This is a genomic window from Nocardia sp. NPDC051787, assembly GCF_040681325.1.
Lineage (GTDB): Bacteria > Actinomycetota > Actinomycetes > Mycobacteriales > Mycobacteriaceae > Nocardia.
The window spans coordinates 38,166-51,946 of sequence record NZ_JBFAYO010000015.1 but is presented as its reverse complement, the minus strand read 5'-3'; the positions used below and the strand labels follow the sequence as shown (position 1 = coordinate 51,946).

14 protein-coding genes are annotated in these 13,781 nt (G+C 68.3%); 12 read left to right on the top strand and 2 right to left on the bottom strand.

From position 1 onward, the window contains the following. Window positions 1-14: 14 nt before the first annotated feature. The 11 genes from AB0M45_RS17745 to AB0M45_RS17695 all read left to right on the top strand — a co-directional run bounded on the left by AB0M45_RS17745 (window position 15) and on the right by AB0M45_RS17695 (window position 8,336). A complete protein-coding gene (locus AB0M45_RS17745) occupies window positions 15-1,865 on the top strand; it encodes a hypothetical protein (RefSeq protein WP_364329679.1) in 1,851 nt (616 codons plus the stop codon). Continuing rightward, window positions 1,862-2,644 carry an ESX secretion-associated protein EspG gene (locus AB0M45_RS17740; protein WP_364329676.1) on the top strand — a complete coding sequence of 261 codons (783 nt, stop codon included), beginning with the start codon at window positions 1,862-1,864 and terminating at the stop codon, window positions 2,642-2,644. Before AB0M45_RS17745 ends, AB0M45_RS17740 begins: the two co-directional genes overlap by 4 nt. 335 nt (window positions 2,645-2,979) lie before the next feature. Beyond that, window positions 2,980-3,306: a hypothetical protein gene (locus AB0M45_RS17735; RefSeq protein ID WP_364329673.1), complete on the top strand. Its 327-nt coding sequence runs from the start codon at window positions 2,980-2,982 to the stop codon at window positions 3,304-3,306. A gap of 14 nt (window positions 3,307-3,320) precedes the next feature. Further along, on the top strand, window positions 3,321-3,626 hold the full coding sequence (locus AB0M45_RS17730) for a YbaB/EbfC family nucleoid-associated protein (RefSeq protein WP_364329670.1): 306 nt from the start codon (window positions 3,321-3,323) through the stop codon (window positions 3,624-3,626). A gap of 129 nt (window positions 3,627-3,755) precedes the next feature. Then, complete coding sequence (locus tag AB0M45_RS17725) at window positions 3,756-4,073, top strand: type VII secretion target (protein WP_364329667.1); 318 nt, start codon at window positions 3,756-3,758, stop codon at window positions 4,071-4,073. Continuing rightward, on the top strand, window positions 4,070-5,359 hold the full coding sequence (locus tag AB0M45_RS17720) for a hypothetical protein (protein ID WP_364329664.1): 1,290 nt from the start codon (window positions 4,070-4,072) through the stop codon (window positions 5,357-5,359). Before AB0M45_RS17725 ends, AB0M45_RS17720 begins: the two co-directional genes overlap by 4 nt. Before the next feature lie 12 nt (window positions 5,360-5,371). Further along, the gene (locus tag AB0M45_RS17715) at window positions 5,372-5,665 is read left to right on the top strand and encodes a PE family protein (protein ID WP_364329661.1); all 294 of its coding nucleotides are present in this window, start codon (window positions 5,372-5,374) and stop codon (window positions 5,663-5,665) included. Window positions 5,666-5,677: 12 nt separating this feature from the next. Continuing rightward, entirely contained in the window at window positions 5,678-6,658 is a 981-nt protein-coding gene (locus AB0M45_RS17710; RefSeq protein ID WP_364329658.1) for a PPE domain-containing protein, read from the top strand. 187 nt (window positions 6,659-6,845) lie between these two features. Then, window positions 6,846-7,628 (top strand): ESX secretion-associated protein EspG, encoded by a 783-nt coding sequence (locus tag AB0M45_RS17705; protein WP_364329942.1) that lies wholly within the window; start codon window positions 6,846-6,848, stop codon window positions 7,626-7,628. An 86-nt stretch (window positions 7,629-7,714) separates the two neighbouring features. Beyond that, on the top strand, window positions 7,715-8,011 hold the full coding sequence (locus AB0M45_RS17700) for a WXG100 family type VII secretion target (RefSeq protein ID WP_364329655.1): 297 nt from the start codon (window positions 7,715-7,717) through the stop codon (window positions 8,009-8,011). 37 nt (window positions 8,012-8,048) lie between these two features. Beyond that, window positions 8,049-8,336, top strand: coding sequence for a hypothetical protein (locus tag AB0M45_RS17695; RefSeq protein ID WP_195128980.1), 288 nt, complete (start codon window positions 8,049-8,051; stop codon window positions 8,334-8,336). 146 nt (window positions 8,337-8,482) lie between these two features. Here AB0M45_RS17695 and eccE read toward each other — a convergent pair whose 3' ends face one another. Continuing rightward, window positions 8,483-10,270: a type VII secretion protein EccE gene (gene eccE / locus AB0M45_RS17690; RefSeq protein WP_364329651.1), complete on the bottom strand. Its 1,788-nt coding sequence runs from the start codon at window positions 10,268-10,270 to the stop codon at window positions 8,483-8,485. Between the two features lie 95 nt (window positions 10,271-10,365). On the opposite strand from eccE, the gene eccB reads away from it, so the two are divergent. After that, entirely contained in the window at window positions 10,366-11,817 is a 1,452-nt protein-coding gene (gene eccB, locus AB0M45_RS17685; protein ID WP_364329647.1) for a type VII secretion protein EccB, read from the top strand. A 57-nt stretch (window positions 11,818-11,874) separates the two neighbouring features. Here the strand turns inward: eccB and eccA are convergent, their stop codons facing one another. Further along, entirely contained in the window at window positions 11,875-13,695 is a 1,821-nt protein-coding gene (gene eccA, locus AB0M45_RS17680; protein WP_364329645.1) for a type VII secretion AAA-ATPase EccA, read from the bottom strand. Window positions 13,696-13,781 lie beyond the last annotated feature (86 nt).

The window sequence follows — 13,781 nt, the reverse complement described above, 5'->3', positions numbered from 1 at the left end:
CAGGAGCAGGACCTGTGGGCGACGGAGTGAACCCATGGACGGGATTGCAAGGGTTGGCCCGTGACGGCAAGATCACGGTGGACCACGGTGTCGCGGAGACCGCCGCGATCAACGTCGCCGACGCGCTCACGATGGTGGGTATCGTGCACGCCGCCGTCGAGCGGGTCCTGAATTATCAGGGCTTCGGGAATCTCGGTTCCGGCGCCGCACTCGCGTCGAAGTTCTTCAAAGCCGGTCGCGATCTGGACGATCGGCTGAAGGACCACAAGAACATCCTCCGCGAGATGGGGGAGACGTTCGTCGTCGCGGGCCGGCTGTACCGGGACGGCGAGACCGACTCGGAGGCGGCGTTCACTCGGATCAAGAACGGCCGCTGGGGCAAGTGGCAGGACTTTCCGCATGTGCCGGACGCCGGTGAGACACAAAGGCCGGACTGGGCGACCGGGACCGAACTGCCCGCCATGAACGAGCGCCTTCGAAACGTCAGCTCGTCGCGGGACCGGGACACTGCTGCGGTGACACCGGAGCGGGCTCCCGAACGGCCGCGGGACAGCGCGCAGAGCGGCGAGCACTGGAACGAGAACTCGGTGCGCGTCGAGAACGCCTATGCGCTGGAGTACAACACCTACTACAGCCTCGGCCAATCCATCGGCGACCACATTTCGGAAGTGACCGACGCGGCAGGCACCTGGAAGTGGATGGCCGACCGGCTCGAAACGGTCTTCACCAACCTGAAGAATCAGCTGACCCAATTGCAGTCGAACGGTTCGTGGACCGGCGACGGCGCGGCGGGCGCGGTCTCGGCGGCAACCGCATACCAGGGCAACGTCACCGAGCTGACCGGGGATATGCGGCTGGTCAGCGACAACCTCATGTACACCTCGGGGTGGCTGTGGGGTACCAAGATCAACATGCCGCACACCCCCTGGGCGAACGTCGGGAAGCCCTACGCCAGGGATGAACTGCTGCCCAAGGCCAGGACCGCGTTCAGCACCTTCTACACGCCGGGTATCACCGCGTCCAGCAGCGCGATTCCGCTACTGCCCGCCGCGCTGACTCCCGTCACCGCTCCGCAAGGGCCCGGTCCCGGTCCTGGTACCGCCCCGGGTCCCGGTACCGCCCCAGGCCCTGGTATCGCCCCCGGCCCCGGGATCAACGGCCCCGGCCCCGGAACATCCCAGACGAAAGCACAAGCGGACGCGCAACGCCGCGCCGAAGCCGCCGCACGCCGGCAGCAGCAGGAGGCGCTGCAGTTCCAGCGAGAGCAGCAGGCCGAGGCGCGCCGGCAGCAGCAGGAAGCCGCGCAGTTCCAGCGAGAGCAGCAGGCTGCGGCGCGCCAGCAGCAGGCCCAACAGGCCGCTCAGCAGGCCGCCCAGCAGGGGCAGCAGGCGGTGCAGCAGGCGATGGCCGCCGGACAGCAGGGCCTCCAGCAGGCGATGCAGGCTGCCCAGCAGGCCGCGCAACAGGCAATGCAGGACCGTCAGCGGGCGGGCTTGCCCGGGGTACCGTCGATACCCGGCACCGAGATCGACCCCAAGACGGGGTTGCCGAAAGGCGCCGGTGGACCCGGCCCCGGTGCGGCGGGTCCTGGCGCGCCGGCCGGCAAGGACCTCACGCAGGCCGCCAAACTGTTTCCGCGTGCGAGCACGGCCACCACGACGGCGGCCGGTACCGCGGTCGGCCGCGGTGCGGGTATGGCGCCGATGGCGGGCATGCCCGGTTCGCCCGGAGCGGCGGGAGCCGCGGGCCGGAGCGCGGGAGATGGTCAGGCGCACAAGCGACCGACATTCCTCGATTCCACCGAGCACCTGGAAGAAGCGCTCGGCGATGCACCGCGGGTCGTCAAGCCGGTCGTGGAGAAATGAAGCGAACCTGGAAGTTCAGCGACATCGAGTTCTTCGTGCTCTGGGAGAGCCACGCCAAGGACGCGCTGCCGTCACCACTGGTCTTCACCAGTCGCACCCCGCTGCTGGACGACTTCGAGCTGGAAAAGAGCAGCACCCGGGATGCGCTGCGGAACAAGGTGGACCGCTCCTTCGGCGAGGTGCTGGAGACGCTCGCCGCGCCGGACATCCGGATCACGGTGGACGGCTGGGACGGTACGGACGGTGACGACCCGAAGAAGTGCGTCCGTTTGCTCGCGGCACGGCGCGGCGACGCCGGGTACGTCGTCAAGCAGCTGCCCGGGGAAACCATCTGGCACAGTGGCGGGTTCGAAGTGACCGAGTGCGCCGCGGTGGGACTGGCCGACGCGGTGGTCGCGCAGATGCCGGAAGCCGCAGCGGGCAAGCTGGCGGAGGTGGTGCTCGCCACGGACAGCGGGTCCGACATGGATTACGCGTTCGGCGAGTCCGCGGTGGAGGACTCGTTCGATGACACCGTCGCCTACCGCTCGGATAAGTTCCTGAAGACCGAGGCCACCACGATCGGGACCATCGCGGTGGTCCAAGGCAGCTCGGTGTTCGGGCCGCGTGGCGTCACGCGCCGCGAGATCCTATGGCGCGACGTGGTGGACGACGGTCGCTACGCGAGCACCCCGAGCCTTCCATCCGTCGCGGTCGGGGCCGACGCCGCTCGATTGACGGCGATGATCAACACCGAAGTCGCCACGGTGGTGCGGGCGATCAAAGATGAACGCCGGTAGGCCGAGCCGACCGGCACCGCAATTGGTGTCGAAACTCGTTGTGGACCAATGAGCGCGTCCTGGCGATTCACACCGATCTCGCGTTCGTCGTCCTCTGCGAAGAATTGCAGAAAGATGATCTTCCCGTTCCGATCGCCTTCACTGTGCGTTCACCGGCTCTGGGCTACCCCTCCAATCGTGGCAGGCAATGACGCCGAGCGGCAGGGCGCCATGATCAATTCCGAAATCGCCGAGATCGTTTGCGTCGGCAAAGAGGAACGGGTGTAGCCGGGCCCAGAGAAATATGGGTGCTACTTGTCGGTAGCGGGTCGTACACTTTCAGGTACGACGAGCGGATGAGGGATGCCATGTGGAAAGCAGCGTCCAAGAGTGGCTCGATCTCGGTTGAGACCACCGAACAGGGACTGCCGGTCCGTATCACGATCGAGCCCGGGGAGTTACGGCGCGATCCGGGTGAGTTGGCGGGGGAGATTCTCAGATTGTGCAAACAATCGGCGAATCGCGCCGGGCTTGCTCGCAGGGCGGAATTGGAGGCGGCCGGGCTCACCAGCGATGTCTTGGCATTGACCGGCTTGCCCAAGCCGGAAGATGTTGCGCGGCAAGAGCTGGCGGAAGAGGCGGAGTACGAGGTCGAGCCGCAGAGCTGGCTCAGATCGGTATGAGTGAGGCGGTGGGTATGAACGAGGCGATGGACGCGCTGGAGGCGCGAGTTAACCGTCAGCTCAACCGAATGCGCGATCTGGCCGACCAGATGGCCGCGGTCCGCGTGCGCGAGACCTCGCCCGACGGCGCCGTCACCGCGGTGGTCGACGGCAACGGCGCACTCGTGGATCTCGAACTCTCCGGCGCGATCACGAAACTGTCGCCCGCCGAGTTCGAGCGAATCGTGGTGAACACGGCGGCTTCCGCGGCCCGCCGTGCCTTCGGCGAACGCGGCTCGCTGGTGAACAGCTTCAACGAAGAAGCCGCCGAGTACGCGTAGGAATTCGGTGCCTGAAATGTCATGGAAGTGTCTACCGGTGTTTACGGAATATTCCCGGACCGACTGGTGGGATGATCCGGTACATTTGAAAATAACGGACCAATCATGTTCCGGCAGCGGAGGTTCCCGATGAACGAGATCGTTGTAGTTTCTGACGCCATCCGCAGGTACGGAGACGCCTCGGCTGCCATGGCCGTCGATGTAGCGGTCGCGGGGGCGGCCAACCAGGCGGCAACAATCGCCGCGGCCATTCCGGTTTTCGGCCTGATCGGGCAGGATTTCCTGGCCGCCTTCGCCGTTGCGCAGGCCACCAACCTCACGTCGGTCGCCGAGCTGGCGCATGTGCACGGCATGACCGCTGTCGCCGCACACGAGAGCGCCGCGACCTACGACCTCACCGACGACGCTTCGGCCAGCGACTTCGGGTCGATCAGCACATCGATATGAGCGCGCCGCTCGACCAGTCCGTCCTGGATCTGCTCCGCCGGAGTGCGGGGGGGCCCATGCTCGACCGGCCGGTCAACGATGTGCTGAAAGACATGGGTTTGCCGCCGCTTCCGGAGATTTCGGGTTTGCCACCGCTGCCGGAGTTTCCGCCGCTTCCGGTGATCGACCTTTCCCTGTTGGCCAAGCCCCTCACCGATCTGGCGAGCAGCTTCGGGACCGGGCAGTTGCCCGCCGCACCGCAGCTCGACCCGGCGCAGGTGTTGTCCCAGGTCTCCACCGTGGTGCAGACCGCGATGACGCTCGGCACATCGGCGTTGCAGGTGGTGATGCAGCTGTGGCAAGGCATGGGCGCGTCCTCGGCGGCCCAGAAGGCCGGGCAGGCGGCGTCCGACGGTACCGCGGTCGCGGGCCAGAGCGCGGCCACCTCCGCCGGTGTCTCGGCGGCCGCGGGTTCGGTGTTCCAGGGCGCGAGCCTGATGGCGGCGATCATCGCGAAGTTCATGACCTCGCTCGCCGCGTCGGCGCCGTTCCTCGGCACGCCGGGCGGCCAGCTGTTCGTGGTCGCGCTGACCACCGAAACACTCGCCGAGGCGACGGCCGTGGTCGCCAAGACCCGCGGCGAACTCACGGTGCACAGCGCGGAGATGACGAAGACCGGACAGAAGGTGCCGGTCACGAACGCGCCCAAGAACGTCGACCCGATGCAGTCGGTGTCGCAGCTCATGCAGCTGCTCGGCCCGCTGACGCAGATGGCGACCACCGGCGCGCAGGCGCTGCAAGCCGCGCAAACCGCGTTGAACGTGCCGAAGTCGATCTCGGACGCCGAAAAGGACCGGGAGCGACTGAAGGAGGGCGAGCACCCGGACGGTTTGGAAGGTGCCGGTGCGGGTCCTCTCGGGACAGGTGTCGATGGCGTCGGCGGCGCGGCCGGAACTCCCGCGCGGCAATTGACTCCGTGGGCGGGCGCCCGCGGGGCTGGAGCGCTCGGTGCCGCCGGCGCGAGTGTGCCTGCTGCCGAGGCCGCTTCCACCACATCCGCCGCCGCGGCGCGTGGCATGACTTCCGGCCCGGGGATGGTGCCGATGGGGGGCGCGGCAGGTGCCGCGGGCATGGCGCGCTCCGGCGAGCAAAGCACCGACGGCGTGCGTGGACTGCTGGTCACCGAACAGCACGGCAACGAAGTCGTGGGGGAAATCGAGGGCGCCTCGCTGCCGGTGGTCGGCGCGGCCGAACGGGTCTCCGAACCACTGGACTCCGAGCCGCCGGACAAGTCGCTCACCCTCTGACAGGAGGACGTCATGGAATTCGATCCCACCGAGGCCCGCAAGTCCGCCGCGGACCTGGATGCTCTCGCCGCGCGTCTGGAAGCCGATCTGCGGCAGAGCATGCCCACGCTGGCCGTCGAGCCCGCGGGTTCGGACGAAGTGTCCGGTCGCGCGGCGGAGACGTTGCGCGGTGTCGCGTCCTCCTATGACGAGGCCGCGTCCGCCGGAGTGCTGGAAATCCGAAAACTGGCCGCGGCGTTGCGTTCCCACACCGATCTACTGGTGCGGATGGACGACGACAATGCCGCAGGCTTCGGAGCGAACTGACACGGAGCGCGCATGGTCGAACCACCGGTAATCGGATTCACCGGTGTGGTCTGGCAGGCCAGGCCAACCGAACAATTGGCACGGGATCTGACCACGGGGCCCGGTGCCGCGCCGATGGCCGACGCGGGCACGGCATGGGCAAAGCTCGCCGCGAGTTTCGGCGCCGCCGTCGTGGAATACGACCAAATCGTGGCGAAGATCCGCGAGTCGTGGCGATCCGGCGAGAGCGAGGCCGTGCTCGAGCGCATCACCAAGCTGCGTGACTGGCTGATCGACGCCGCCGCGGTGGCCGGCCAGAATGCCGCGAAGGCGGGTGCGCAGGCGGTCGCCCACGAAGTGGCGCGTCTGGCCATGCCGCACGTCGCCGAGATCGCGGCGCTGGAAGCGGCGAAGCGGGGGATCGAGCAGGCCGGTGCCGCCTTGGGCGCGGCGCTGGTCGCGGCCGCGGCGCAGGTCGATTCGGAACAGGACCTGGCCAAGGCGAACGCCGCACGCGTGATGCAGAGCTACGAGGCGGCCACCGCGCCGCTGGCCATGCCGTGGCAACAGCAGCACCCGCCGGTGATCGCGAGCGGCGCGGCGTTGGAAGCCGAGGCGGGCGCGAACCAGACCACCACGGCGGCAGCGGCCGCCGCGAGCGTCCCGCGCATCGGCGGCATGCCGAACCTGGGCGCGCTGTCGATGCTGCGTGCGAAGACCGCCTACCACGCGCAGACGGTGTCGCAATCGGTGGCCGCGCCGGAAGTCGTTCCGGTGGAGCCGGCTCCGGTCGTCACCGACAACGCGGCGAGCAGGATGGTGCCCGGCGCGATGGCTCCCGGTATGGCCGCGGGCGACGCCGAGCGCGCTGTCCGTGCCGGAGGCTCCGCGGCACCGCGTCCCGGCGAGGGCCTGCAGATCGACGCGGGTGTCGAAGCGGCGCCGCCGGTGCTCGGCGCAGCCCCCGAGCAGGCCGCGCGGCCGGACTCGGCGCCGACCGAGGCGGCGTCGTGATCGAGCGCGGCGGGGAAGCCATCGGGCACAGCACCAACGGACGCGGCGCAGCGGAGTGCCAGCGAGGCAGCGTCGTAGTCGAGCGCAGCGGGGGAGCCATCGAGCACAGCACCAACGGGCGCGGCGCGGCCGAGTGCCAGCGAGGCGTTGCGCCCGCGCCGCGGGGGAGGAGGCCGGCGTGCCGACGATGACCAACGACGGACTGCTCGCGGCGTCCGGCCTGATCGGTGTGCAGACGCTGCCGCTGGTGCTCGGCGTCGGCCCGCGGCAGGATTCGGCCGAGGCATGGCAGGAAGCGCAGCGGCAGGCCCTGACCGGCTTGCGCGCGTCCGGGCTCGTCGACGGCTACGACGAACTCGACGCCGAACTCGCCACCGCGCTGCACACCTTGGCCCAGCCCGATCGTGAGCTGGTCGCCCGCATCTACACCGAAACCGGACCCGTGCGCGTCTGTTTGGCTCGCCGGGGGAGTGCGCACGCGGTGGCCGTCCGGACCGGTGACGCCTTCGACGTGTGGACCGCCTGGGCGGACAACGACGGCGCGGCGCTCGCGCGCCCGGTGCTCGCCGCGCTGGGCGCCTGCCCGCCCGCCGAGATCGCCGGATTCAGCGCACCGTCGGAGGAATTGCGCGAACGTCTCGACGGCGCAGCCTCATCGAGCGATTTCACGCAGGCGGTGTACGCGCTCGGCGTACTCGACCAGCGCGACGCGATCGAATTCGGTCTCGCCATGTCCAGCTGCCATGCGCACGCCGAAATCGTCGCTTACGCCCACGAGGACGGGGCGACCCTCCGATCGTCCGGGGCGGTAGCCGTGTACGACACCGCGCGGGGTCGTATCGCGGCCAGCCCCGGCGCCGCCGCGGACCTTCGGGTCTGGTCCACCTTCACCCCGGGCTCCGATCACCGGATCGCGCAGGCGATTTCGGCCCTGATCGAATCCCTGCCCGGAGGAAGGTGGATGCCCTAGCTCGCGCGTCGTCGAGAGCTGCGTGCGAAAACCCGGGAAACCTGAACCGCCAACACGAGTAATGACAGACGAGGAAAGGTCAGAAAATGTCCAAGGTAAGTCTCGACGATGCCGCGGCCGCCCAGGTCGTGAACGATTTCATGACGGCTGTCGGTCAGATCAAGACGACGATCAGCAACATCGGCAGCGACATCGAGGCCGCCAAGCCGGGCTGGCAGGGCGATGCCAACGATGCGTGCGGCCGGGCCGCTCAGGCATGGCAGGACGAAGGCGCCCGCCTGAACAGCAAGCTGGACGACATGACCTCGAAGATCTTCGAGGGCAGCCAGACGAAGAACAACGTCGACGCCGAGAACGTCGACTCGTTCACCAACCTGGTCTGAGCGCGGCGCCGACCCATCTCCTACGAAAGGATCCGACATGCTCTACGACCCCAAGTACCTGGTGCCGCTGATGGATCAGCTGGACGGACACTACCGCAACCTGCAGACCCAGATCTCCAATCTGGAGGAGGCGGCCGCGAAGCTGATCAACGTGGCGTGGGAGGACAACCAGTCTGCCGAGGGTTTCCGCACCGCCCACACCGCGTGGACCAACGAGTTCAGCGACACCGCCGACATTCTGGAGCGGCTGCGCGACGCGGTCGACCGCGCGCTCGGCAACGCGCAGCACGCCGACATGAAGGTGTACAACAGCTTCGCCGGCTGAGCGGCACCGCTGACCGCGAACGGCCCGTTCTCGATAAGGGCGAACGGGCCGTTCGACGGATCAGTGTGTGTCTGAGAACTCTGGTCGGTGTCCTGTGACAGACTGCCCTCTGTGCCTGGAGATGCCGAAAGGGTTTCCAGACACGCTCACTGGACAGAACCGCCATCGGTTCCTCGCCGGACTTCGCCAGTCCATGTTCCCCGCGCATGCGGGAATGATCCCGCGATCGGCGTGCCGAGGTAGTTCATCTCTGCCGGGGTGGCCACCATGTAGACGGTAGTGGTTCCGGTCGCGGTTCGTACGGTGACCAGGTTCGCCGTTTCGGCGTCTTCGATCAGCGTGACGTCGGCGTCGAAGGATTCGGCGCCGGTCGCGTCCGACCGCAGCACGATGACCGTCGCGTCGGAATGATGCGTGGACGGCGGAATGCCGTCGTAGACGAACACCGTCGCCGACCGATGCGAGCTCGCCTGCTGCGAGCCGGCCGACCAAGACGCCAGCGACAGCGAGTGCGGCGCGTCGACATATGCCACCATCGAACGCCACGCGTCGTGCCGGTTGGTGTGCACGACCACGGTGGCGCCCAACGCGATTGCCCGCAGGATCACCTGTTTGGCGATGAGCAATGCGCCGATGATCTCGACCCGGCGCACGTACTGCCCGACCAGCGGCAGTGCCACACCCTGGCCGGAGGAGTCGGCGCCGATCACCTGGCCGCAGCCGGTGATCGGGGTGAACAGGTCGGCCAGGGATTCCGGCGTGCCCAAGTAGCTGTCGATCGGCAGCTGCGGACCCTGGGTGTCGACCGGCAGGTATTGCAGCAGCGCGCGACGGTGCTTGCCGGACATGGGCAGCAGGCCGGGGATGTTCACCTCGAGCGGCCGGTCGCGCGAATCGAATCGAACGGTGGCGGTCACCGCGATGGTGGCAGGCCCGGCGTCGCCAGGCCGCGTGGTTGCCCCGGCCGCCTGCCGTAGGCGCAAAGTCACGGTGGTCGCCAGGCTCGGTGTCGCCCAGACCTCGGCGAGGCCGCGGGGACCGAGGGCCTCCGGCGCCATCCGGTAGACGGCCGAATGGATGCCGTCGTGTTCGACGCTGTGCTGGGTCTCGGCGAGCTGGTCGATGGCGGCGCCGCGAGTCAATTCGTGCACCGCCGAGGTGATTTCGGCGGCCGACAACACCGACACGGTGAGGTCATGGGCGGCGAGGCGGTTGGCCACCCGGCGGGTGGCGACGATCGCCGACCGCAGCGTTCCGGTGGAGCCGCCGCCACGCCGGTCCACCGCGGGCGCGTTGGCCAGCGGATCCAGGCGCAGCACCACCCACACCGTGCGGTGCGCGACCGCGGGCAGCGGCCCGAGGATCTGCTCGTAGAGCCGGGCCACCTGGCCCGCGTCGGAGGTGCGCGAGCCGGTGCTGATCACGTCGATCGAGGCCAGCCCGATATCGAATTGGTGCAGGCAGCGGGCGATTTCGGGGAGCGGAACCATTTCCCCGGTGTTCAGCCCGCTCGGACTGAGCAGGGTGACGCCGCGCGGCTGCGCATCGATCCGCAGCACGGTGATCAGCCGGGTGCCGTCCCAGCGCATGCCGTAGCTGCCGCCGTCGGGCAGCGGCACGTCGAACGGCGCATGGTTGACCGCGGTCGAACGGTGGCGAAACGCATGCCACCGGAAAGTGAATTCTTCGGCGAGAAAGGCGGCCAGGCAATTTCCGTGCCGATGGACCAGCCCGAGCAGCACGATCAGCGCGCCGCCCGCCACCGCGGCATAGGTCGGCGCGTCGAACGCCACCGCGACGAGCGCAACCGCGATGGCCAGCAGCAATACCGGGAGTACCAGGCGAAGCGGAAGCGTGCGGAACAACCAGAATTGTCGTGAGTGCAGCGGCGGAGCCGAAACCCGTGTGGCCCGGTCGGCCGTCGTTGACGCCATGGGCTCATCATGGACCGAACTTCCACGGCTTCGCTACTGTAGAGCCGCGCGACCATGTCGCACCCCGATCCACCCGCGTCCTGTTCGGAGGATTCGTGCCGGCCCAGTTGACCACGCGCGCTCAAGTCAACGGCTACCGATTCCTGCTACGCCGTTACGAGCACGCGCTCGTGCGCCGGGACGTACGGATGTTGCACGACCCGATGCGCTCACAGTCCCGCTCCCTGGTCGTCGGTGCGGTACTCGGCCTGCTGGTGGTGGCCGGCGCCGCGATTCTGGCGTTCCTGCGGCCGCAGGGCTCGATCGCCGACGCGAAGATCGTGATGGCCAAGGAGAGTGGCGCGCTCTACGCCGTCGTCGGCGACACCTTGCATCCGGTGCTGAATCTGGCCTCGGCCCGGCTGATCACCCAGAGCAACGAGTCGCCCACCTCTGTCAAGGAATCCAAGCTCGCCGCCCTGCCACGCGGCGCGCTGCTCGGCATCCCCGGCGCACCCGCGTCGCTCCCGGGTTCCTCGGCGGGAAAGCGGTCGATCTGGACCCTGTGCGATGCGGTGCGACTGTCCCCCGCCGGCAGTGCGGCTCGCTCACCAGGGGTGAACACCACGGTGATCGCGGGCGGTCTGGAGACCGACGCGGACGGCGTCGCCCAGCCGCTCGGCGCCGACGCGGCGCTGCTGGCGGTCCGCGAGGGCAAGACATTCCTGCTGTTCGACGGCAAGCGCGCGGAGGTCGATCCGAAGGACTCCGTGATGGCCCAGTCGCTGAACCTGCGCGCCCATCAGCCGCGGCCGATCAGCACCGGGCTGTTGAACGCCGCGACCCAGGTCGCCGCCTTGGCGCCCCCGCAGATCGAGCGCGTCGGCGAGCCGGGACCCGGCAAGCTGTCCGGCGTGCCGGTCGGCGGCGTGGTGCGGGTGCGCGGCGTGGTCGCCGACGACCTCTACGTGGTACTCGCCGATGGCGTGCAGCGGGTGTCATCGTTCGCCGCGCAGGTCATCCGGAACGCGAATTCCCAAGGCATGAGTGAGATCACCACGGTGCCGCCGGACCGGATCACCGGCGTCCCGGTGCTCGAGCGGCTCCCGCTCGACCACTTCCCGCGCGAGACACCGAAGATCCTGGCGGCTGAGGACGCACCGGTGGGCTGCACGTCCTGGTCCAGGGGCGCCGATGATCCGGCGGCGACGGTGACCATCCTGGCCGGTCGCAAATTGCCGCTGTCCTCCTCGGCCACTCCGGTCGAGCTGGCCACCGCCGACGGTACGGGCGAGCGCGTGGACGCGGCCTACATTCCGCCGGGCACGGGCGAATTCGTCCAGGCAACCGGGATCGATCCGGACAGCGCTCGGCGCGGCACGCTGTTCTACGTGGGCGACAACGGCATTCGCTACGGCGTCCCGGACGCCGAGACGGCGGCGGTACTCGGCCTGGAATCGAAGCCACGACTGGCTCCGTGGCCGATCGTCGGCCAATTGGTGCCCGGGCCCACACTCACGCCGCGGGACGCGCTCGTCAGTCACGACACACTGCCGTCCGGTCGTTAGTCCGCACCAACCTCGCCGCGAACACGCAGTGCCGCAGGCACTGCAGATCAGACACAGCTAACGAGTGAGCGTGGCAAGGACATTCGTGAGGGCATTGCGCATGTCTTCGGCCTCGATGCGCATGAGCACCTCCTCGTCCAGGTTGGCCAGATCGAGGTTTTCGTCATTGGCCAGCCGGAATTCGCGTTCCTCTTCGGCCGCCTCGATCACGTTCCTGATGAAGCGGCCGTTGCCGGCGAGGTCGATGCCGCGGCGCGGCTGACCGCTCTGGTCGGTGCTGTCCTTCTCGTACAGTTCGGCGCAGGCGGCGACGAGCAGCGTCAGCGCCTCCTCGGAGACCTCCGAATCCCGCTTCCGCGCGATGAACTGGCCGATTTCGCCGAGCTCGGCCGGAGTGTAGGAGTCGAACTTCACCCGCTTGGCGAAGCGGGAGGCCAAGCCGTCGTTGGCGGTGAGCAGACGATCGATCTCGCCGTCGTAACCCGCGATGATCACCACGAGCCGATCGCGATCGTCTTCCATCCTGGCCAGCAGCGTGTCCACCGCTTCGCGGCCGAACGCGTCGCCGCCCTGCAGCCCGGTCTGGATGAGCGTGTACGCCTCGTCGATGAACAGCACGCCGTCCATGGCGCTGTCGATCAGTTTGGAGGTCTTGATCGCGGTGCTGCCCAGGTGCTGTCCGACGAAATCGGCGCGCTTGGCCTCGACGAGATTGTCGGTCTTCAGCAATCCGAGCCCGCAATAGATTTTGGCGACCACCCTGGCGATGGTGGTCTTGCCGGTGCCCGGCGGCCCGGTGAAGGCCAAGTGCTGGCCGCGCGGCACGCTGGCCATACCCTTCTGGGCGCGGATCTTGGCCAGTTGTGCGGTGGCTTGCAGCTTGGCCACCTGGGTCTTCACCGCGGCCAAGCCGATCTGCGCGTCGAGTTCGGCGCGCGCGGTCTCGAGGATATGCTTGGCCTTGTCGTCGCGTTCCTCGCGTCCGATCTGCTCCGCCGAGGGCGCGGAGGCCGGATCCCAGCGGTTGGTGCGCGCGTCGATCTGTTCTTTTGTGGTCACGGTGATGCGGTACTTGCGGTCCCGCATGGCCTGGGTGTTGGCCTCGAAATCGGGCGCCTCGGAGAACACCTTCTCGAACAGCGCCTGCGCTTCGACTTCGTTGCCGGTTTCCCGCAGGCACAGTCCGCGGCAGAACCGGGCGGTGGTCGCCGCGGCCGGAATCGGTCCCTGCTCGGCCTGTTCCATCCGGCGGATCGCCTCGCCGAACAGCCCGAGCTGGGCGCAGGCGGTGCCGACCATGACGTGCGCGGCGGCGGCCATGTACGGGTCTTCCCACTCCGCGGACCCGGCCAGCACGGTCATCACGTCGGGCCAGCGCTGGGTCTGATAGTGCAGCACCGCACGCACATAGGCGCAGATGCGGTCGTCGATCTCCTTGTCGGGCTGGGAGAGCTGGGTTTTGCGATACGCGGCCAGTTCGTCGAGCACCCGTTCGGCCTCGTCGTAATCGGCGTCGGCGATCAGCTGCGCGGCCTGGGCGAGCCAGATCTCGGTGTAGCTGGCCAGCGGATAGTCGATGTACTGGCCGACCACGAATCGGCCCGCGAGTTCCCGCGGCCGCAGACCCAGCCTGCGCTGCTCCCGGAAAAGCGTGGTCGAGCTGGTCTTGTAGAGATTGAACAGAACTTCGCGGGTCATCTCACCGGCGGCGGCGCGGCCGAGCCACGCGTCGCACATACCGGGATCCCACTCGGTCGCCCTGGTGAACGCAAGCTTCGCGTAGTCGAGATCCCGTGCGGATTCCTGCCCGTCGATACTGAGGCCCAATGACAAGACGCCGGCGTCGAAGGCGCGTTGTGCTTGGCGGTTGCCGGTCATGCGGGTAACCCCCCAAAGCTTACGGTATTTGCGAGTTCTCGGTCAGCATACCGGGAGACAGCGGTATAGATTGAGTGCGTTGCCAA